The 21,381-nt window shown below is 65.6% G+C and carries 15 protein-coding genes and 1 tRNA gene; 5 read left to right on the top strand and 11 right to left on the bottom strand.

The genetic code is table 11. The features are described from left to right. Positions 1 to 391 precede the first annotated feature (391 nt). The 5 genes from OKW52_RS16935 to OKW52_RS16955 form a co-directional block, all read right to left on the bottom strand. Positions 392 to 3,589 carry an ATP-binding protein gene (locus OKW52_RS16935; protein WP_264506765.1) on the bottom strand — a complete coding sequence of 1,066 codons (3,198 nt, stop codon included), beginning with the start codon at positions 3,587 to 3,589 and terminating at the stop codon, positions 392 to 394. A 697-nt stretch (positions 3,590 to 4,286) separates the two neighbouring features. Continuing rightward, positions 4,287 to 4,363, bottom strand: a tRNA-Pro gene (locus OKW52_RS16940). Between the two features lie 55 nt (positions 4,364 to 4,418). Further along, entirely contained in the window at positions 4,419 to 5,417 is a 999-nt protein-coding gene (locus OKW52_RS16945; RefSeq protein ID WP_264506766.1) for a DMT family transporter, read from the bottom strand. A 297-nt stretch (positions 5,418 to 5,714) separates the two neighbouring features. Next, positions 5,715 to 8,138: a phenylalanine--tRNA ligase subunit beta gene (gene pheT / locus OKW52_RS16950; protein ID WP_264506767.1), complete on the bottom strand. Its 2,424-nt coding sequence runs from the start codon at positions 8,136 to 8,138 to the stop codon at positions 5,715 to 5,717. Between the two features lie 146 nt (positions 8,139 to 8,284). Further along, a complete protein-coding gene (locus OKW52_RS16955; RefSeq protein ID WP_264506768.1) occupies positions 8,285 to 9,073 on the bottom strand; it encodes a DUF1013 domain-containing protein in 789 nt (262 codons plus the stop codon). Between the two features lie 137 nt (positions 9,074 to 9,210). Between OKW52_RS16955 and OKW52_RS16960 the strand changes: the two genes are divergently transcribed. Further along, positions 9,211 to 9,861, top strand: a complete 651-nt coding sequence (locus OKW52_RS16960; RefSeq protein WP_264506769.1) for a ribonuclease T2 family protein — start codon at positions 9,211 to 9,213, stop codon at positions 9,859 to 9,861. 182 nt (positions 9,862 to 10,043) lie between these two features. On the opposite strand, the gene OKW52_RS16965 is transcribed toward OKW52_RS16960, so the two are convergent. The 3 genes from OKW52_RS16965 to pheS all read right to left on the bottom strand — a co-directional run bounded on the left by OKW52_RS16965 (position 10,044) and on the right by pheS (position 14,158). Beyond that, the gene (locus OKW52_RS16965) at positions 10,044 to 11,483 is read right to left on the bottom strand and encodes an MORN repeat-containing protein (RefSeq protein ID WP_264506770.1); all 1,440 of its coding nucleotides are present in this window, start codon (positions 11,481 to 11,483) and stop codon (positions 10,044 to 10,046) included. A gap of 264 nt (positions 11,484 to 11,747) precedes the next feature. Continuing rightward, positions 11,748 to 12,629, bottom strand: a complete 882-nt coding sequence (locus tag OKW52_RS16970; RefSeq protein WP_264506771.1) for a S1 family peptidase — start codon at positions 12,627 to 12,629, stop codon at positions 11,748 to 11,750. A 467-nt stretch (positions 12,630 to 13,096) separates the two neighbouring features. Continuing rightward, a complete protein-coding gene (gene pheS / locus OKW52_RS16975; RefSeq protein ID WP_455430311.1) occupies positions 13,097 to 14,158 on the bottom strand; it encodes a phenylalanine--tRNA ligase subunit alpha in 1,062 nt (353 codons plus the stop codon). Between the two features lie 119 nt (positions 14,159 to 14,277). On the opposite strand from pheS, the gene OKW52_RS16980 reads away from it, so the two are divergent. From OKW52_RS16980 to OKW52_RS16990, 3 genes are all read left to right on the top strand, one after another. Next, positions 14,278 to 15,450, top strand: coding sequence for a YbfB/YjiJ family MFS transporter (locus OKW52_RS16980; RefSeq protein ID WP_264506773.1), 1,173 nt, complete (start codon positions 14,278 to 14,280; stop codon positions 15,448 to 15,450). An 85-nt stretch (positions 15,451 to 15,535) separates the two neighbouring features. Further along, positions 15,536 to 16,249, top strand: a complete 714-nt coding sequence (locus tag OKW52_RS16985; protein ID WP_264506774.1) for a cytochrome c biogenesis CcdA family protein — start codon at positions 15,536 to 15,538, stop codon at positions 16,247 to 16,249. Positions 16,250 to 16,271: 22 nt separating this feature from the next. Continuing rightward, the gene (locus tag OKW52_RS16990; protein WP_264506775.1) at positions 16,272 to 16,673 is read left to right on the top strand and encodes a thioredoxin family protein; all 402 of its coding nucleotides are present in this window, start codon (positions 16,272 to 16,274) and stop codon (positions 16,671 to 16,673) included. A gap of 240 nt (positions 16,674 to 16,913) precedes the next feature. Here OKW52_RS16990 and OKW52_RS16995 read toward each other — a convergent pair whose 3' ends face one another. Next, positions 16,914 to 18,092: an FAD-dependent monooxygenase gene (locus OKW52_RS16995; RefSeq protein WP_264506776.1), complete on the bottom strand. Its 1,179-nt coding sequence runs from the start codon at positions 18,090 to 18,092 to the stop codon at positions 16,914 to 16,916. Positions 18,093 to 18,117: 25 nt separating this feature from the next. Further along, the gene (gene dksA, locus OKW52_RS17000; protein ID WP_127110084.1) at positions 18,118 to 18,540 is read right to left on the bottom strand and encodes an RNA polymerase-binding protein DksA; all 423 of its coding nucleotides are present in this window, start codon (positions 18,538 to 18,540) and stop codon (positions 18,118 to 18,120) included. Between the two features lie 236 nt (positions 18,541 to 18,776). Between dksA and OKW52_RS17005 the strand changes: the two genes are divergently transcribed. Then, on the top strand, positions 18,777 to 19,622 hold the full coding sequence (locus OKW52_RS17005) for an AAA family ATPase (protein WP_264506777.1): 846 nt from the start codon (positions 18,777 to 18,779) through the stop codon (positions 19,620 to 19,622). Between the two features lie 293 nt (positions 19,623 to 19,915). Here the strand turns inward: OKW52_RS17005 and OKW52_RS17010 are convergent, their stop codons facing one another. After that, a complete protein-coding gene (locus OKW52_RS17010; RefSeq protein ID WP_264506778.1) occupies positions 19,916 to 21,253 on the bottom strand; it encodes an ATP-binding protein in 1,338 nt (445 codons plus the stop codon). Positions 21,254 to 21,381: the final 128 nt, after the last annotated feature.

The following is a 21,381-nucleotide window of genomic DNA, read 5'->3' on the forward strand; positions in this document are numbered from 1 at the left end:
AACCCCTTCAGGACCTCATCAACCGGGGCGGGCCGGTCATGGCGCGTCTGGCTCTGCTGTCCGTGCACATACGGACGGTCATCGTGTGGTAAACACTGACGCTCTGGCGGCACGGCGCGTTCTTTCACCACGCGGCGCGGGTTGCCGCCGACCGCTGTGCCCGGAACCTGCGTTCCAATCCTGGCGGTGCCGCTGCACCCTCACCCAGGCGAGAAACGACAGGTTCCGCTTGAAGGCCAGCGCCAGCGGTACGGAGAAAAAACGGAAGGGCAAGGATGTCTTCCCCCACGTCCGCCCCCCGAAACACACTCTCAAGCCGGGCCGGGTGTCGACAGCCCCCCGGTCAGTTTGGTTTGGACATCAAGAACGTGGCGACACGCTGACCGGTTTGTCACACCCCGGCAGCGCTGTGCGCGCGCGAGAGAACGTCGACCAGCTTCGCCAAGCTGATCGGTTTCGGCAGCGTGTCGATAAAGCCGACCTTTCGGTATTCCTCGACCTGTTCCTTCATGACATTGGCCGTCGCGGCGATGGCTGGGGGCAGCGGCGTACCGGATTTTCTGGCCTCGCGCTGCATCGTCTGAAGCGTCTCTATTCCATCAACGACCGGCATCGAGATATCGAGGATGAACAGATCGAAGGGCTGCTCGCGCCATAGCGTCAGGGCCTGCGCACCGTCCTCGGCAAAGCGCGCGTTGACCCCCAGCTTTCCCAGCATGATTTGCAGGATCTTCTGGTTGGTCGCGTTGTCCTCGGCCACCAGAACCTTCAGCCCGACCAGTTCCTTCGTTGCCGCGCCCTCCTTGGCTTGCTGGCCATCCGTGGCCGTACCAGCGGCACCCCATTGCCTGACCGCAGCGCCCAAAGGCAGGTGAAGCGACACAGCGGTGCCCTCACCGGGCACGCTGGTGACCGCAACAGTGCCTCCCATCTGCGCAACCAGACGATGGACGATGGACAGGCCCAGTCCCGACCCCCCAAATCGCCGCGCGATGCCTGAATCGGCCTGCTGGAATTCTTCGAAGATGCGGGACAGCTGCTCGTCGCTCATGCCGATCCCGGTATCCGTGATCACGAAGTCAACATGATCAGGATGGCTTGTCTGCACCTCGATCCGCACGCGCCCCGTTTCGGTGAATTTGATGGCGTTGCCGACAAGATTCTGCAGGATCTGCGTGACCCGCGTAGGATCGCCGACACGCGTCAGCGCCTCGCCTTCCAGCACGACATCGAAAACGAGCCCCTTGGTATGCGCCACCGCGCCGTGCAGCGCATCGAGACGATCCAGAAGCAGCGACAGGTCGAACGGCTTGCTTTCCAGCTCGACCTTGCCGGCTTCAAGCCGGGACAGATCAAGGATGTCGTCCAGCACGGCCAGCAGGCTCCACCCGGATTCGCGGATGGTGTCGAGCATGTTGCGCTGGTCGGCGCGTAGCGGCGTCCCGGTCAGCAGGTCGGCCATCCCCAGAACGCCGTTGAGCGGCGTGCGGATCTCGTGGCTCATCGTCGCCAGAAACGCCGATTTCGCAGCATTGGCCGCTTGGGCGCGCTGGGTGGATTCGACAAGTTCGGTGATATCCATGTGGATCCCGGACATCAGCAAGGGCCTTCCGGCGGCATCACGCTGCAGCACCCTTCCGCGCGAAAGAACCCAGATCCAGTGACCGTCCTTGTGGCGCAAGCGGAACCGATAGTCCAACTGAGCCCGGCTGCCCGACAAGATGGCCTCGCGGTCGGATTTCATCTTTTGGAGGTCCTCGGGGTGGCACATCGCTTCGAACGCTTCGATCTCCGTCGAGATCTCGTCCAGCCGATACCCGATCATCTCGGCCCAGCGGGCGTTGACCTCGTTCTGGCCTGTCGGAACGGTCCATTCCCAGGTGCCCACAGAGGCGCCTTCAATGATTGCGCGCAGCTTCAGCTGAGACAGCGTCAGCTCGGTGATGTCGCTGCACAGCCCCACGCGTCCGCCATCGGCAGTAGGATTGTCGCGAACCCGCAGCACGCGCCCGTCCTCAAGCCGCTGGACCACGTGGTCAAAGACACGACCCGCGCTGCGCGTTGCCAGAAACTCCCCCTTCTGAGCCTCGTTCAGTGACATTTCCCCAACGTCCGATCCCCAGCGGAAAATGTCCGAGAACCGGGCCCCTTCGACCATCAGATGGGCCGTCGCGGGGTATAAGGCGCGTTGACGGGTGTTCGCGAGAACCAGCCGATCCTCGGCATCAAAGAGAACGAACCCGTCCTTCAGCGCCTCGACCGCAGACGCCAGTTGCTCCAGCAATGCCTTGGCCCGCTGCTCGGCCGCGCTGGCGGCAGAGCGCGCCTCCACAAGCTCGGTGACATCCGTCTCGACCGAGATGAAGCCCAGATGACGTCCCTTCCGGTCAAACCGGGGCAGTTTCTGGACCTTGAGCCACATGTCTTTGCCCGAGCGGCTTCGGTTCAGGATTTCTGTGTCGATCGCGGTCTGCGCCTCATTCGCCCTGTCGATCTGAGCAATGGTGGCCGCGTCCGTCTGGTTACTGTTCAGAAAGCTGCCGGGCGTGCGGCCGCGCACCTCGGCCAGCGTCCAGCCGGTGCTGGATTCAAAGGCAGGATTGACCCATTCGATGCGGCTCTCGGCGTCGGAAACCACGACCAGATTGCTGGTCCGGCGCGCCACCTCTCCCAGCCATTCCAGCTCGTGCAGACGGGTGCGATGATCGGTGATGTCCTGAATCGCCATCACATAGCCACCGAAATCATGCGCGGCTGCCGAGATCTGATACCAGTGTCGGCCGCCGGGCATGTCGTAATAGAAACTGCGGCCTTGCGAACTCCCGGTCGCATCGACTTCGGCGATGACCTCCCGGGCGATGGCAGCGCCCGCGGGTGGAAAGACGTCCTCTGGCAGACGCCCTTTCAGGCCTTCGGCGATGGGAAGATAGTCCGTCGAGCGGCCGACGTGATACTTGACGAACCGCCCGTCGGAATCGAGTTCAAGCACCATGTCAGGAATGGCATTGAGCGTCGCTTTCAAACAGGCGTTTGCCCGCTCCACGCTCTCAGGCAGAACGGCCCGTCTTGTGGCGGAAGCCAGTGCGGCGGCGACCGTTTCTGCAAACTGGATCTCTTCGGGCGAAAAGTCACGCGGCGAGCCCATCGCCGCAAAGCCGAGAACCCCGATCAGCTCGGCGTCGTGGCGGACAGGAACGACCAGTAGCGCGTTAACGCACTGAGCCCGGAACAGATGTTTCTCAGGGAGGTCATCGGCCAGACTGGCCATATCGGGAACATGCAGGAACTCACCGGCTGCAAAGCGTCCGCGCCACGAGGGCATAGCGTCGAGACCAAAGCCGCCACGCGCCCCGAAGGCTGCCTTGACGCCCGGGTCGATCCATTCTCGCCCGATGTCCTTCAGCATCATGTCGCCTGAGAGCCGAACGAAGGCACGGCTAATCCCGAGACCAACCCCCAGCCTGCCGAGCGATTCATCGAATACGCGGTCAAAGTCCTCAGGCGCAGCGGTCAGGATGTCCGTCAGGATCTCGAACGCGGCCCTTTGAAGGTCGGGCGACCATTTGGCTTTGGCAAAAACGGTCTTCACGAGGATCTCTTCTTTCTGCCTGACGTCCGTCGAAGATACACACAAGTCTCCAGTCCGACTGATTCAAAACGACTATCGCGGCAGTGTGGCGGGATTGTGCCGACGTAGCCCGGCATGCACGAAGCCCCAGTTGCCAGCACTTCATCGCAGCGTGTCGTCAGACGGGGTGTGCCGAATCTTCCGCAACATCTTGCTCGCGCGAACCGTCATCATCGCGGGTCTTCAAGAGCCTGCCGTGGACCTTCACCGGTCAGGCGGGCAGTGTCGCCGGATGACTGGCGCGCCCTGAGAGGTGAGCATCCCCTTGGTGGGTTCTCAGACGAAGCCCTCGTAAAACCCGCGATTCCCGGTGGAGATCAGCCCAATGCGCAGACGAAAGTGGGCGAGCGAACCTCGGCTCAGGGCCGCGACTGCCAGCAGTTCCCGTCAACGGAAGAAGTGTCTGCGGGCGCAGGTGCAAGATGTGGCGTTCCGCCACCGACCTCGTTCGTCGTAGCGCCGAATGACCGGCCTCAATGCGCCCGACGTCGCTTTAAGGATGACAGACTCACGCCTCGATGAGTGCGTAATATCCCCAATAGCCTGTGCCCCCGATGTCTGGTCGGGGCGGCGGCTGTTTGGCGGGGTATTTTTTGCGTGAAGCCTGGGCGGGCTTTCTTCGTGACGCACATAGCTTGCGCCAAGCGTCTGATTTTACTGGTCGGAGTGAGAGGATTCGAACCTCCGGCCCCTGCCTCCCGAAGACAGTGCTCTACCAAGCTGAGCTACACTCCGACCGTGAGCGGGTGATTAGCCCGCCCTGCGGGGGTTTGCAAGGGGCTTCAGCACCTCATGAGCCACTGTTTTCCGGCATCGGTTCAAGCTCTTCCATCACGATCGGACGCGGAGCCGACACGGATTCGTTGCGCATGCGGGTTTGCTGCACCGGGCGGTTGGCCGACACATTGCGCCGCGATTCGCGGAACACGATATAAAGCCCTGACGCAATGATCAGCGTGGCCCCGACGACGGTTGCCCGCTTTGGCGCCTCGCCAAACAAAAGCGCGCCGTAAAGCGCCGCCCAGATGATCTGCGAGTATTGCATCGGCGCGACCAAAGCGGCCTCGGCCCGACGGTATGCGCCGATGGTCAGCGTCATCGCGATCAACGCGAGCGTTGCAATGACGCCGACAAGCGCCAGATCGCCCAGCTGCATCGGCACATAGACGGCCGGCAGAAGCATCGCCATCACGATCACATTGGCCAGCATCGGATATAGCAACAGCACGGCCGCACGCTCGTCGCGGCCTATCTTGCGCACGATGACGCCGTTCATCGCCGCCGTCATCGCTGAAACCAGCGCCGCGACATGACCCGGCCCCAAGGGTGCCGCGCCCGGCTGGAGCACCACCAGCACGCCGCACAGGCCAACGACCACGGCCAGACCCCGGTGTAGACCGACCCGCTCGCCCAGCATCGGAATCGCCAACAGGGTGATGAGCAAAGGCGAGGCGAAGAGCACGGCATAGACCTGCGCCAAAGGCAGCACGGTGAAAGCGTAAAACGCACCACCGGCCGAGGCGACAACACAGGCTGTCCGGGCCAGTGACCACCACGGATGGACCGCGCGCAGGGTGCCCGGCTCGGGATCGCGGATCAGAATGACGACCAGCAGCGGGAAGCTCAACAGACCCATGTAGAACATGATCTGAAAAACGCTGTATGTCTCACCGAGGATCCGGATCAGAACGTCATGGGTGGCGTATAGCGCGAACCCCAGCAGCGCCATCAAAGGTCCGATCGGACCCGAGGGCGCGCGCTCTGGGGTCATGGCGGTCGGGGCTGTCATCGGCGGGTCCATTTCACTGTTTGCGCCACCAGCCTAAACCGCCCCGCTCTGACGCCGCAAGGGAGGGGATCGGCGCAAGGGGGGCTTTCCGCCCCCTCTTTGGCTGACGCCAAATTCACCCCCCGAGGATATTTCCAGACAGAAAATGCACCGTTAACGAAACCCTAATTCGCGCATTTTCTGTCTGAAAATATCCTCCAGGAGGGTTCGGGAGGATGGAAAATCCTCCCGAGCGGGTGCGGGTGGCAACCCGCGCGGGCCGAGGGGGCTCGACGCCCCCCGAGGCCCGCCCTCGCCTTAGCCGCGCAGCACGCCGCCGGTGGCCTTGCCGACCTTGTCGATGATCTTGGCGCTGACCGCCTCGATGTCTTTTTCGGTCAGTGTCTGGCCTTGCGGCTGCAAGCGCACAGTGATCGCCAGCGATTTCTTGCCTGCGCCCATTTGCGCAATGGCTTTCTCGCCGGTGAACTCGTCGAACACCCGCACGCTGTCGATCAGCCCCTTGTCCGCGCCTTGCGCCGCATTGACCACGGTCAGTGCCTCGACGCCCTCATCAAGCACGAAGGCGAAATCGCGCTCGACCGGCTGCAGGTCGTTGAGCACCAGCGCCGCGCGCGTTGCCGAGGCATTGCGCGGCATCGGCGCGGCGGCAACCGGCAGTGTGAAGGCCACAACGCTGCCCTTGATCCCATACGCCTTGAGCACGCGCGGATGGACCTCGCCAAAGCTGGCCAGCGCCAGTTTCGGCCCCAGCGTCAGACGACCCGAGCGGCCCGGGTGGAACCACCCGGCAACGCTGCGATCCGCCTGCATCCGCGCCGGTGCGCCGATCGCGGCCAGCACCGCCTCGGCGTCGCCCTTGGCGTCGAACACATCGACCGGACGGCGCGCGTGATGCGGATCGCGCGGACCATTCGCCCCCACCAGCAGCCCGGTGGCATGGATCGCCTGTTCGCCCGGCTCGCCGCCATGGAACACCGGCCCCAGCTCGAACAGCGCCATATCGGCAAAGCCACGCGCCTGATTGCGGGCTGCGGCCTGCAACAGGCCGGGCAGCAGATCGGGCCGCATATGGGTCATCTCGCTGGAAATCGGGTTCTCCAGCTTCAACGCATCCTCACCACCGCCGAACAGCGCCGCCGAGGCACCGTCAATGAAGCTGTAGGTGACGCATTCATGGTAGCCCAGCGCCGCCAGCGTGCGGCGCATCAGACGTTCGCGCTTTTGCATCGGGGTCAGGATCGGTGCCGGAACGCCCACCGTCGCCCGCGCCATCGGCTTGCCCTCAAGCTTGGTGAGCGAGGCAATGCGCGCGATTTCCTCCACGATATCCGCGTCGCCCAGCACGTCAGGCCGCCAGCTCGGCGGGGTCACCTGCGTGCCGTTCAGCGCGAAGCCCAGCGCCTCCAGCGTCGCGCGCTGCTCGGCCTCGGGGATGTCCATGCCGACCAGACTGACCACACGCGCCGGATCGAAGCGGTAGTGCCGCGTGGTGTCGGGCGCGGTGCCATCAACCGCCAGTTCGCTCGCCTCGCCACCGCAGAGCTCCTGAATCATCCGCGTCGCCAGGTCCAGCCCCGGCAGGGTGAATTCCGGGTCCACGCCGCGCTCGAAGCGGTAACGGGCATCAGAGTTGATCTTGAGCGCGCGGCCGGTGGTGGCCACGGTGATCGGGTCCCAATAGGCACTCTCGACGAAGACATCGGTGGTCTCGTCGGTGCAGCCCGACTGCTCGCCGCCCATGATGCCGGCGATGCTCTCGACGCCCTTCGCGTCCGAGATCGCCATCATGCCCGCCGCCAGCGTATAAGTCTTGCCGTCGAGCGCGAGGATCTCCTCGCCGCCCGCCGCCGGATGGATGCGCAGCGTGTCGCCCGCCACCTTGGCCACATCGAAGACGTGCAGCGGGCGGTTCAGCGCGAAGGTGAAGAAGTTGGTCACATCGACCAGCGCCGAGATCGGCCGCAGACCGATCGCCGTCAGCCGCTTTTGCAGCCATTTCGGCGAGGGGCCGTTCTTGACGCCGCGGATCACCCGACCGGCGAAAAGCGGGCAGCCCTTGTCCTTGAGCGCCGGATCGATGGCGACGCGGAGAGGGCTGGGGAACCTGCCCGCCACCGGCTCGGCAACCAGCGGCTTCAACGTGCCCAGACCGCGCGCGGCCAGATCGCGCGCAACGCCGCGCACGCCCAGCGCATCGGGGCGGTTCGGCGTGATCTTGATGTAAATCATCGGGTCGTTGAGACCCGCATAGTCGATATAGCGCGCGCCCAGCGGCGCATCGGCGGGCAGGTCGATAATGCCGTCATGGTCGTCGCTGAGCATGAGTTCGCGTTCCGAACACATCATGCCGTTCGACGCCTGCCCCCGGATCACGCCCGGTTTCAGATCGACGCCGGTGCCCGGCACATGGGTGCCCACGGGCGCGAAGACGCCGACCAGCCCGGTGCGCGCATTCGGCGCGCCGCAGACGACCTGTACTTCCTCGGTCTTGCCGCCCGGCCCGTCGGGCAGGGTTTCAACCCGGCAAAGCCGCAGCTTGTCGGCGTCGGGGTGCTTCACGGCTTCCAGAATGCGCGCGATGCGGAACGCGCCCAGACTTTCGGCCGGGTCCGAGACCTCTTCAACCTCAAGCCCCAGATCGGTCAGCGCCTCGACGAGGGTGTCGAGACTGGCTGCAGTGTCCAGATGTTCCTTGAGCCACGACAGGGTGAATTTCATCGCCAGACCTTCGGTTTCGTTCCGCTTTGCGCGTCCTGTTAGCCGATCCGCGCGGCCAAGGAAAGGCGGCAGTCCGGCCTGTGCGCGCGCCAGCAAAAAGGCGCGCCCCCGGGGGAACGCGCCTGATAGGGTCAAAGCGAAGGCGATCAGCGACGCGGCTTGTCGTCTTCCTCATCCTCGTCCTCGTCGTCGTCCTTCTCGCCATCGGGCAGGTTGAAGAAACTGTCGGCGTTGGAATAATCCACCGGCTTCTTGTGCTCGTTGGCGTCTTCATCCGCGTTGCCACCCAGCGTGAACGCCTCGAGCCCGGCCATGTTGCTCGGCAGGCGCGGCTCGTCCGACATGTCCAGCGACTGTTCGGTCGACACCAGCTTGCGACGCTCGTCATCGGTCATCACGGTGCCTTCGGCGGCTTTCGCCTTGGCGGCTTTCTGCACTTCCAGATCCAGCTCGGACTGGCGGCACAGGCCCAGCGCAACCGGGTCGATCGGCTGGATGTTCTGGATGTTCCAGTGCGTACGCTCGCGGATCGCCTGAATCGACGGGTTGGTCGTGCCGACCAGCTTGCGGATCTGGGAATCGGCCAGCTCGGGGTGGAACTTCACCAGCCACAGGATCGAGGCCGGGCGGTCCTGACGCTTGCTGAGCGGCGTGTAGCGCGGGCCCCGGCGCTTTTCCTCACCGACCGACGCCGGGTTGAATTTCAGCTTGAGCGCATAGGCGGGATTCGCCTCGCCCTTCTTGATCTCGACTTCGTCGAGCTGGTTATGGGCGATGGGGTCGAAGCCCTTCACGCCCGTCGCGACATCACCGTCGGCAATGCCCTGCACCTCAAGCTCGTGCAGGCCGCAAAAATCAGCGACCTGTTTGAAGCTGAGCGTCGTGTTGTCTACCAACCACACGGCGGTAGCCTTCGCCATCAACGGTTTAGCCATCGTAATCGATCCTTCAATCCGGCGAGAACCGCATGGCGCGGCAGTCGCCGGGGGACCGGCCGCGCCGCGGGCCACGCATCCTCGATTTCGGGGAATGGAGCGTATATAAGCGCCCCAAGGACCATAGGAAAGAGAAAATGCAGCGCCTGATCCCCGCCTTTGCCGCCCTTTTGCCGATTTTCGCCGCCCAAAGCGCTGCCGCACAGGACCGGGCCGGCGCGTTTGACCATTACCTGCTCGCGCTCAGCTGGATCCCGGCCTATTGCGCCACCGATGGGGATGACCGCGATGACCCGCGCTGCCGGGATGGCAGCGCGATCGGCTGGGCGGTGCACGGGCTCTGGCCGCAGAATGCGGGCGGTGACTGGCCGGAGTATTGCACCACGTCTGAACGCGCGCCGTCGCGGCGCGAAACGGCAGAGCAGGCGGATCTGTTCGGCACCCCGGGCGCGGCCTGGCATCAGTGGAATAAACATGGCCGCTGTTCGGGCCTGTCGGCAGCGCAATACTACCGTCTGGTGCGGGCGGCGGCGGAGGGCATCGCGCTGCCGCCGGTGTTCGAGGGCGTGAACCGCGACCTGCGCGTCGGACCCGAGGTGGTCGAGGCCGCCTTCATCGAGGCCAACCCCGACCTGACGCAGGATCGCATCGTCACCAGCTGCCCCGGCGGCGCGCTGGTCGAGCTGCGCCTCTGCCTGACCCGCGATCTGGAACCGATGGATTGCGGCCCCGCCCTGACGCGCCGTGAATGCCGGCTGAGCGCAGCCACATTGTTGCCCTTGCGGTGACGGGGCAAGGGGGGCCTTCTGCCCCCCTCTGCGCGTACCGCGCATTCACCCCCCGAGGATATTTGCAGAGCAAAGAGGGGCGCTAACACTTTGTTAACCGCGCCTCTTTGCTCGCTAAATATCCCGGGGGGCGGGCCGGAACGGCCCGGTGGGGGGCAGCGCCCCCCGTCCGAAGGCTCAGCTTACCCGTCGTTCGTGGCCGGCGCTTCGGCTCCCGCCGCCTCCGGCTCGACCAGCACACCCTGTTCCCAGCGCCCCGAGACGACCTGCCCGGCGGCGTAGCGCAGCGTGCCGCGGCCGACGCGTTGGCCATCGACGAACTGCCCCTCATACACATCGCCCGTCGCATAGGTCGCGGTCCCTTCGCCCTCGATCCGGCCTGCGCGCCATTCGCCGGTATAGGTGAACCCATCGGCCAGCGTGATCGTCCCCTGTCCTTCGCGCTCGCCGCCGACAAAGCCCCCCTCGAAGCGCGTCGCATCGGGGTAGACCATCACGCCCTGCCCTTCGCGCACACCGCCGACGAAATCGCCGGTGTAGATGCGCCCGTCGGGGTATTCCATGCGGCCTTGCCCCTGCGGCTGGCCGGCGCGGAAGTTGCCCTCGTAGACCATGTTCTCAGCAAGACGCGCCCGGCCCTGACCTTCGATCCGGCCCTCTGACCATTGCCCGCTATAGCCCGTGCCATCGGCATAGGTGATCACCCCCTCGCCGTCGGGCACACCATCGCGGAACTGACCGTCGTAGCGCGCGCCATCGGGGGCGGTCATCACGCCGGACCCGTCGATGCGGTCCGCCACCCAGTCGCCGGAATACACATAGCCCTGCGCCGAGCTGAGCCGCCCGCGCCCCTGACGCATGTCGTCGACGAAATCGCCCTCGTAGATCGCCCCATTGGCCATGATCAGACGGCCGACGCCCTGCAAGACGCCCTGCTCAAAGGTGCCCTCGCGCCGGTCGCCGCCCGGCAGGGTCAGCACACCTGCGCCGTGCAGCATGCCCTCGGACCATTCGCCGTCGTAAATCGTGCCATCGGGCCGCGTCAGCCGCCCCTCGCCGTGGCGCTGATCCGCGTGCATTGCACCGACATAGGTCGAGCCATCGGGGTAGGTGATCGTCCCCTGCCCCTCGCGCAGACCGTGCTGCCACTCGCCCTCGTAGCGAAGTCCGCCGGGACGCTCCATCGTGCCGGTGCCATGCGGTTGGCTGTCGTCGAACGCGCCGGTATAGACCACACCCGTCACGTAGCGCCGCACGCCCTGCCCCATGATGCGGCCTGCGTCCCAGTTTCCCTCGTAGGAAGACCCATCGGCAAACACCATGCGGCCCTGACCTTGCGGGCGGCCATCCTCGAACTGGCCCTCATAGACCGAGCCATTGGGGTAGCGCGCTGTGCCCGCGCCGGTGATCTGCCCCTGCACCCAGTCGCCGGTATATTCGAACCCGTTGGGCAGTCGGTACGTGCCGGTACCGTGCTGCAAGCCGTCCAGAAACGTGCCCTCATAGATGCCGCCATCGGCATACTGACGGGTTATCGTCTCGCTCAGATCCTGCGCAAATACAGGACCGGCGAGACAGGCAACTAGTCCGGCGGCGATCACCCGGTTGCGGAACGGCGTCATGCGGTGGCTTCCCCTTTGGTCATCCGCATCCCCCGGGGGGTGCGGCCCAAACCTAGTTGAGCGGTGTGGGGCATGGCAAGGGTGCACGGGTCAACTCGCCGGGACTGCAGCCCGTCAGGCAGCGAAAAGCGCCCGCAGCTCGGATCGATCCGGCCCGCGCCGGACCCAAGCGCGGCCACGACCAGACGAATGCACACGCCCGGCGCCGCAAAGCGCCGGGGAGGACTGGCGTACCTTTTGCGGCAGACAGCCCCGCTGAGCCGGTTAGTCGGCGCGGCTGTCGTGCCGGTTCATCGTCGCCGCGATCCACTGCTGGAAATGCGACACCCGCGTATAAACCCCCGGCAGATGGGGCCGCGCGCAGCCATCGCCCCAGCTGGTGATGCCAATCACAAACCATTGGCCATTGATTGCCGCCGACAGGGGACCGCCCGAATCTCCCTGGCAGGCATCAAGTCCGCCGCGATGCAGGCCCGCGCACATCATGCTGTCGGTGATGGCACCGTCAGCATAGTTGGTCCGGCAGCGCCGCCGGGTGGTGATCGGCACGACCACACGCTGCAGGCGGTCAGGATAATTCCCGGCACCGTCGCCCATATCGCCCCAGCCGATTGCGTTCAGCCGCATACCCGGGCGACCAATGGCGCGCATGGCGGCGACGGTGGCAGGCACGGCCAGCGGCAGGTCGACCGGCGTGGCCAGATGCAACAGGCCGATGTCGTTAAGCTCGGGCCCGGCCTCGTAATCGGGGTGGGAATAGATCGCATTAACGTCGATCATCGTGCCGCCCGTGGACAACAGGGGCGAATCCGTCAGCACCTGCACAGCCGACGGGGACAGTCCCGGCAGGCAATGCGCTGCGGTCAGCACCCATTGCGGCGCGATCAGCGAACCGCCGCAGAACTGCCCCTGAAACGGATCGGCCCCGGAGGTAACCAGCGCGACAACCCAGCGAAAATGCCGGTTGTATCCCCGGTTACTGACGGCCCAACCGCCCACGATCGAGGGGGTTGGCGCTGTCCCAGCCTCAGCGGCAGCGAGGGCCCGCGCCTCGACACGTTGATGGGCAAAACTGGGGCTCTGCGCCAACGCGGGCAGCGCCGCCACCGCGCTGAACGCCAGAGCCGCGCTCAGGCTGCGCCACAAGGTATATAACTTTGATACCGACATCCCCGAACCCTTCCCCATTACTCATAAAAACACAGCGTCGAGCACGCGCACGGACAGTGTCAAGTCTTCGTGAGTACAGAGCCATGCGTTAAGAAAGTCTTACCTGCGCTACCGATTTCCGGGGCAGAGACGCCAGCTATCGCACAAGCGCGCGCGTTAAGGCTGGCGGTCGACGACCTGTCTGCCTTGCAGGCGCTCGGTGGACCGGCGCACGCAGGAAACACCGCCCCGCAGATGTTGGGGCCTGAGACCGCACTGGTGACGTGGCCCCACGCCGCAGCCATCAGCACATTGACCGACCGCGCCTCGGGCGCACCGTATCCGTTGAAGATCCGATGCCAGCGCCGGTGCGAGAGGGACAATAACGGTAGAGTGCCCGGTTTGCCCAGGACGTAACAGCCTGTCCAACTGCAGCCGGGAGGCCCGGCTGCGCGGACTGAACCTTACCCGGCGTGCACGCTCGGCGCTTCGAGCGCACCAAAGCCATAATGCCGCAGCCAGCGCAGATCACTCTCGAAGAACGCGCGCAGGTCGGGGATGCCGTATTTCAGCATCGCCATCCGGTCGATGCCCATGCCAAAGGCAAAGCCCTGCCACTGGTCGGGGTCGATGCCCCCGGCGCGCAGCACCTTGGGATGCATCATGCCCGAGCCGAGCACTTCCAGCCAACCGTCCCCCTCGCCCACGCGCAATTGCCCGTTGACCCAGGAGCACTGGATATCCACCTCGGCGGAGGGTTCCGTGAACGGGAAATGCGAGGCGCGGAAGCGGGTTTTCACCTTGGTGCCGAAGAAAGCGGTGAAGAATTCCTCCAGCACCCATTTGAGGTTCGCCATCGAGATATCGCGATCAATCGCCATACCCTCGATCTGGTGGAACATCGGCGCGTGCGTCTGGTCCATGTCCATGCGGTAGACGCGGCCCGGCGCGATCACGCGGATCGGCGCGCCCTGCTCCTGCATGGCGCGGATCTGCACCGGCGAGGTATGCGTGCGCAGCACATGCGGCGGGCGGTTGTCGCCGGGCGCGCGGTGCATGAAGAACGTGTCGTGCTCTTGGCGCGCCGGATGCTCTGGCGCGATGTTGAGCGCGTCGAAATTGTACCAGTCGGTTTCGATCTGCGGGCCCTCGGCCACGCGGAAACCCATGTCGGCGAAGATCGCCGTGCATTCCTCGGTCACCTGGCTGACCGGATGGATGGTGCCGCGCGCGCGGTGGCGGGCAGGCAGCGTCACGTCCAGCCATTCGGCTTTCAGCCGTTCGTCGAGCGCCGCGTCTTCCATCGTGGTCTTGCGGGCACGCAGGGCCGAGTCCAGTTCATCGCGCAGCTGGTTCAGCGCCTTGCCGGTGGTCTGGCGCTCTTCGGGCGACATTGTGCCCAACTCGCGCATCATCAGGCTGATTTCGCCCTTTTTGCCCAGTGCGGCAAGCCGCACCTCCTCCAGCGCGGCCGCATCGGCAGCGGCCGAAATACGGGCCAGATAGGTTTCGCGCAACTGATCCATGGCAGCCTCCGACATCACGCGCCCCTGCTATCCGTGACGTGGCGTGATTGCAAGCGGCCGGGGTTGTTGTGACGCAGACGACGCGGCATCAAAGAGCGGAACGCCGGGGGGACAGGCCGATGAACGAGACGAACACGGCCAATCCGTGGCTGGTGCTGACCGGGCTGTCGCTGGGCGTGCTGGTCACCAACGGCTTCGCGCGCTTTGCCTACGGTCTGATCCTGCCCGCGATGCGCGCCGATCTGGACTGGACCTATGCACAGGCAGGCTGGCTGAACACGGCCAATGCGCTGGGGTATATTCTGGGCGCGGCGGGAACGATGCTGGCGTTGAGGCGACGCGGACCCGCCGGGCTGTTCGCGGCCGGTCTGGTGATGACGGCGCTGTCGCTGGTCGCCACAGGTCTGGTGCCGGCGCTGTGGTGGCAGAGCCTGTGGCGGTTCATTGCCGGGCTGTTTGGCGCGCTGTCGTTTTCGACCGCCGGAGCGCTGGCTGCGCGGCTCTGGGCAAACGACCCCAAGCGCAATGCGCTGGGGATCGGTATCCTGTTTGGCTCGGGCGGCGGCATGGCAATTGTGCTGGCCGGGGCGACGCTGCCGTTGATGCTGGCCGAATGGGGCGACAGCGCCTGGCCCTGGGCCTGGCTGATCGTCGGGGGCTTGAGCCTGCTCTGCGTCCCGCTGGGACTGTGGGCGGCGCTGAAAGCGCCGCCGGTGCCGCGCCGCGACGTCAACGCCCCTGCCCTGCCATTGGCGCGCATGCTGCCCCAATTCGCGGGCTATGCCGGGTTCGGGTTGGGGTACATCGTCTATCTCACCTTCCTGTCGGCCTGGATGAAGGAACAGGCCGCGAGTGCGCTGCAGGTGGCGCTGGTCTGGGTGCTGCTGGGCGCGTGCATTTCGCTGTCGCCCCTGCTCTGGCGCGGCGTGTTTGCGCGCCACGCCAGCGGGCGACCGCTGGCGCTGGTGTTGACGGGCATCGCCGTCGGTTCGGCCCTGCCCGTCCTGTGGCCGACGCTGCCGGGGCTGGTCGTCTCGGCCATGGTGTTCGGCTCTTGCGTCTTCATGGCCCCAAGTGCTGTGACCAATTTCACCCGCCAGAACCTGCCGTCCGAAAGCTGGGGCAGCGCCATCGCCCTGTTCACGCTGGTCTTCGCTGTGGCGCAGACTGTCGGCCCCTATGCGGCGGGGATGCTGGGCGACCATGCGGGCAGTATCGGCGTGGCGCTGCTGGCGGGATCGGCGGTCCTGCTGGTCGGCGCTGCGATCGTGTCGCGCCAAAAGCCTCTCTAGATCACGGGTTTGTCATCGCGCGCGCGCAACGAAAGGCCCGGTGGGTCCGTATCGCAAGGGAAAGGCCCCAACCGGACCGGAGCAGATGGATATTCTTCTCGGCTTTCTCGCCGGCGCGCTGACGCTGCTGAACCCCTGCGTGTTGCCGGTGCTGCCCATCGTACTGGCCTCGGCCACCGCCGCCGACAGGCGCGGGCCGCTTTATCTGATGGCAGGCATGGCCAGCAGTTTTGTGCTGATCGGGCTGGCGCTTGCCCGGCTGGGGCCGTCGATCGGCCTGACGCCGGAGACGGTCGAGGGTGCCGCAGCGCTGGTCATGGTCGCCTTCGGCCTGGTGCTGCTGGTGCCGGCGCTGAACACCCGCTTTGCCAGCGCGACCGCCGGGCTGGCAAACCACGCGGACACGAGGATCACGCACCTTGACCAGTCCGGCCCTTGGGGCATGGCGCTTGGTGGCGTGCTTTTGGGCGCTGTCTGGTCGCCCTGCATCGGCCCCACGCTGGGCGGTGCCATCGCGCTGGCCGCCAGCGGCGACGGGCTGGCGCAGGCCGCCGCGATCATGGTCGCCTTTGCGCTCGGTGTCTGCGCGGTAATGCTGGCGCTGGCCTACGGCGCGCGAAACGCCCTGCAACGCCGCGCCGCGCTGATGCGGCGCATCGCCCAAGCAGCGAAACCGGTGCTGGGCGTGAGTTTTGTGCTGGTGGGGCTGGGCCTGTGGTTTGGCATCCACCGTCTGCTGGAAGCCTGGGCGATCCAGACATTGCCCAACTGGTTCAACGACCTGTCCATCCTCATCTGACCCCAAGCCGGAGACCTTCCCCATGCTGAGACGCGACTTTCTGATGCTGACCGCTGCCGTATCCCTGATGCCGCTGGCCGCCCGCGCCGAGTTTGTCCCCTACACCCCGGGTCTGGCCGAAGACGCCATGGCGCGCGGCGACCGGATCATTCTGAATTTCTACGCCACCTGGTGCTCGACCTGCGCACGCCAGCAGCGGGTCATGGAACAGCTGCGCGCCGAGACCCCGGCCTATGACAGCCAGTTGACGCTGATCCATGTCGATTGGGATACCTATGGCAACGGTACGCTGGCACAACGCTTCGCGGTACCACGCCGCTCGACGATCATCGCGCTGAAAGGCGAGGTCGAGCTGGGTCGAACGGTTGCGGGAACCTCGGTCCGCGACATTCAGGGATTGTTCGACCTGGCGCTTAACGCCTGAGCGGGTGTGCGAGGGGCTCCTCGCCCCTCGCGCTCCCTCGCCAGAGGAGGGGGCACGCCCCTCCTCTGGACACCTCCCGTGGATATTTTCAGACAGAAAATGCGGTAAGGTTAACAGACCGTTACCGCGCCTCTTTGCGCTTCAGGTATCCTCAGGGGGTGAAACCGGCGTTGGCCCAAGTGGGTGGCCAGACTGCCCTCTTGCCCGGTGCGTCAAAGGCGACCATGGCCGAGCGGTGCGCTATGGGGCGGTGACATCATGGTCATAAATCCACGCATACCGCCGCAGGGCCAACCCCGGCGCTAGCCGGTCGCCAGCCCGCAGGATGGCGTGAGCCACGGGGGCCAGAGGCGCGCGCAGGTGGTAATTGCGCGCGTTACGGTTGGCTTCGGCGACGACTTTGGCAGCGCGGGGAGCGCGGCGTTTGGCGTAGGCGCTCAGGGCCGCGGCCGGGTCATCGGGGGTCGCGGCCAGCGCCGAGGCGAGCGCCCAGGCATCCTCGAGCGCCAGATTGGCGCCCTGAGCCATGAAGGGCAACGTCGGGTGTGCGGCGTCGCCGACCAGGACCGCGCGCCCGGCGCTGTCGTGCCAGTGCCGGGCGACCGGGTGGCGGAACAGACCCCAAAGGAAGGGGGCACGCACCGCCGCAAGCCACCCCGGCACAGGCCCGCCAAAGCTGGCAAATGCAGCGCGCAGGGCCTCGGGATCGTCGGGATGGTTCCAGCCCTCAGCCGCCCAGCTCTGGCGCTCTTGCACGGCGACGATGTTGCGCAGCGCCCCGCCGCGCAGCGGGTAGCTGACCAGATGTTGGCCGGGACCGGTGAAAATCTGTGCGACGCGCGCACCGCCATCGCCGGGGATCGTCGCCCGCCACGCCACCTGACCGGTAAAGAACGGCTGCGCCGCTCCATTGAGGGCGGCGCGCAGGGGCGACTGCAGCCCGTCGGCACCGATCAGCAGCGGCGTGTCATGGCGCGCGCCGACACCTGTGGTGACGCGCGCGCCTCCCTCAACCAGCGCGATTCCCGTGACTTTCTGCAGCAACTGCACCTCGGTCCCCGAGGCCCGCATGGCACGCTCGAGCGCCGCAATCAGGTCTGCCCGGTGGCAGAGGAAAAACCCGGGATCTTGCGGCAGGTCCAGCCGCGTGACCAACCGCCCGCTGCGATTACGCAGCTCGACCGCCTCTGAAAGATCGCCAATTTCGGCGGGATCAATGCCCAGAGCCCGCAACACGCGCGTGCCGTTCGGGCTGATCTGCAACCCCGCGCCGACCTCGGTTATCGCGGGGGCCTGTTCCAGAATTGCGACCTGCGCGCCGAAGCGGCGCAGCGCCGTCGCGGTGGCAAGCCCGGCGACACCGGCACCCAGAATCAGAGCACGGTGGCCGGACAGCAGAGCGCTTCCGTCTTGGGGCATACTGCCGACCTTGAGCCTTTGGCAATCAGTCGTCGCGGTGGACGCGCTCGCTGCGTTCGTGGCGTTCCTGCGCCTCCAGCGTCATCGTGGCGATGGGGCGCGCATCAAGGCGACGCAGCGAAATCGGCTCGCCGGTCATCTCGCAATAGCCGAACTCGCCATTCTCGATCCGGCGCAGGGCCGCGTCGATCTTGGAGACCAGCTTGCGCTGACGGTCCCGCGTGCGCAGTTCCAGCGCGCGGTCGGTCTCTTCGCTGGCGCGGTCGGCGACATCGGGGAGGTTGCGGGTGGAGTTCGCGAGATCCGCCAGGGTCTCTTTGTTGTCCACGAGGATCTCGTCCTTCCAAGCCAGCAGCTTGCGACGAAAATACTCGAGCTGACGATCGTTCATGAACGGCTCGTCTTCAGCGGGCTTGTAATTGTCAGGAAGAAAACTTTCCGGCTTCATCTCAACTTCCCCTGTTTGCCCGGAAAGCATGGTAACCGACTCGACGATTTGGTTCTTCGCGGTCATTCCGGGTTCCCTATTGGGGACGCCTTACTCCGCGGGGCGCTCAATGTCACGCGCCATTCGGCAACTTTTGCCCCGGCGTGACCTTGGAAGCCCAGCCCGGGCGCGCTCGCCTTGCGGTGCTGCGGCGGCACGGCTAGGGTCTGCGCAACGCCAAACAAGGGTTTTTACGGATGCGCTTTTCCTCGACCGACACCTATATCGCCACCGATGACCTGACGATGGCTGTGAACGCCGCCGTAACGCTGGAGCGGCCTTTGCTGGTCAAGGGCGAGCCGGGAACGGGCAAGACAGAACTGGCGCGTCAGGTTGCCGACTCACTCGGACTGGACATCATCGAGTGGAACATCAAATCCACCACCCGCGCGCATCAGGGGCTCTATGAGTACGACGCCGTCAGCCGGCTGCGCGACAGCCAGCTGGGTGAAGACCGCGTCCATGACGTGCGCAACTATATCAAGAAGGGCAAGCTGTGGCAGGCCTTCGAGGCGGGCAAGAAGGTCGTGCTGCTGATCGACGAGATCGACAAGGCCGACATCGAATTCCCCAACGATCTGCTGCAAGAGCTGGATCGGATGGAGTTCTTTGTCTATGAGACCGGCGAGACGATCCGCGCCGAGATCCGGCCGATCGTCATCATCACCTCGAACAACGAGAAAGAGCTGCCCGACGCGTTCCTGCGCCGGTGCTTCTTCCACTTCATCCGCTTCCCCGAACCCGAGGTGCTGGCGCAGATCGTCAAGGTCCACCATCCCGGCATCAAGGACATGCTGCTCTCGACCGCGCTGACCCAGTTCTTCGAACTGCGCGAAACGCCGGGGCTGAAGAAGAAACCCTCGACCAGCGAGATGCTGGACTGGCTGAAGCTGCTGCTGGCCGAAGACCTGCAACCCGAAGATCTCAAGCGTGACGGGGTCAATGCGCTGCCCAAGCTGCACGGGGCGTTGCTGAAGAACGAACAGGACGTGCACCTGTTTGAACGCCTTGCCTTCATGGCACGCCGCCAACCGGGTCGGTGAGGGGTTTCGCCCTCGGCCGAGACGGCTGACGCCGCCGCGTCCTTGGGCGACCCACGCGTCGCTTTGCGGCGGCGCAGGGGGCATTCTGCCCCCTCGGCCCGTGCCGGTCCTCACCCCCTGAGGATATTTTGGGGCATAAAGTTGCAGGGTTAACGGATCGTTAAGACCCAACTTTATGCTCCAAATATCCTCCAGGAGGGTCCGGGAGGATGGAAAATCCTCCCGGGCGGGTCTGGGCGGCAGCCCAGAGCGGCGCGCGGCGCCCTCAATGGGGGCCGCGCGCCGCCCCTCGCCTAGCGGCGCCCTTGCGGCAGCATCAACCGCGCAAGCAACCCGCCAAAGTCCGGCGTCTCGCCCCGCGCCAGATCCAGCCTTCCGCCATGACTGCGCATCGCGTCCGCGACGATAGCAAGGCCCAGCCCGGCCCCGGCCCCGCGTGAGGCACCGCGGGCCGGGTCGAGGCGCACAAACGGCCGTATCGCGCGGTCATAGTGCTGCGGCTCGATACCCGGGCCATCGTCTTCGACCGAGATGATCGCCCATCCCTGCGCAGACGTGACCGATACACGCGCCTTGCGCCCATAGCGCAGCGCATTGCCGATCAGATTGTCCACCGCCCGTGCCAGAAGTTGCGGCCGCAGCGGCAGAATCGGACCTTCCGGCGCGCCGATCAGGTCGACCGAACGCCCCAGACGCGCCGCCTCATGCACCCGTTGCGCCACCAGCGCGCCCAGATCGGTCGGCGAGACCGGTTCCTCGGCCTCGCTGCGGGTGAAATCGAGGAAGCGGTCGATCAGCGCTTCCATCTCGGCGACATCGGCCAGCAACGCCTGCGCCTCGGGCTCGTCGTCGAACATTGACAGGGCCAGACGCATCCGCGTCAGCGGTGTCCGCAAGTCGTGACTGATACCCGACAACAGCAGGGTGCGCTGCTCGATATGGCGCTCGATCCTTTCGCGCATCTCCAGAAACGCCGCCCCCGCCGCGCGCACCTCGGTCGCCCCGGCGGGCCGGTACGGCAGTGTCTGGCCGCGGCCAAAGGCCTCGGCCGCGCGGGCCAGACGCTGCATGGGACGCATCTGGTTCTTCAGATAGATGAACGACACGAACCCCATCCCCAGCCCGATCACCAAGGTCAGCACCAGCATCTGGTGCGGGTTGCGCGCCGAGATCCGGCCAAGCCCGAAATCGAGCTGCAATTGCCCATACCGTGTGGTCATCCACAACGACACATCGGCACGCCGCAGCAGCACCGAGGTCATCTCGGGCAGCCCCCGTTCAAGTTCGCGGATCGCCAGACGGCCCGAGAGATCGTAAAACGGCAGATCCTCGGCTGTTGCGGTTGGCGGTGCCGTCGGCACCACTGTGGCGTTCAGATCGAACACCAGCGCCAGCGCGGCGGCCCGCGCCTCGGCCGTGGCGCGGTCGGGGGCGGCGTCGACCTCATCGCGCAGGTGATCCGCAACCAGCACAAAGTTGCCGGTCATCTGCCGCGTCACACCGTCATAGTGGCGCTGGATAAAAGCCAGCGAGACGACCAGGAGAATCGTTGCCACGGGCACAAAAACGATCAGCGCGGCGCGCCAGAACAGGCCGCGGGGCAGAAACGGTTTGAGCAGGCGGCCAAGCATGACGATACTCTAGGCCGAGCGCTGGCGCTTTGCCAGCCGTCCCAAACCCGAGGCCCCTGTGACCGACCCTGACTTCGCCCCGCGCACCGGGCATCCGCTGATCCTCGAACCCGGCCTGCGGCTGGTGC

It is taken from the genome of Pararhodobacter zhoushanensis (assembly GCF_025949695.1).
GTDB classification, from domain to species: domain Bacteria; phylum Pseudomonadota; class Alphaproteobacteria; order Rhodobacterales; family Rhodobacteraceae; genus Pararhodobacter; species Pararhodobacter zhoushanensis_A.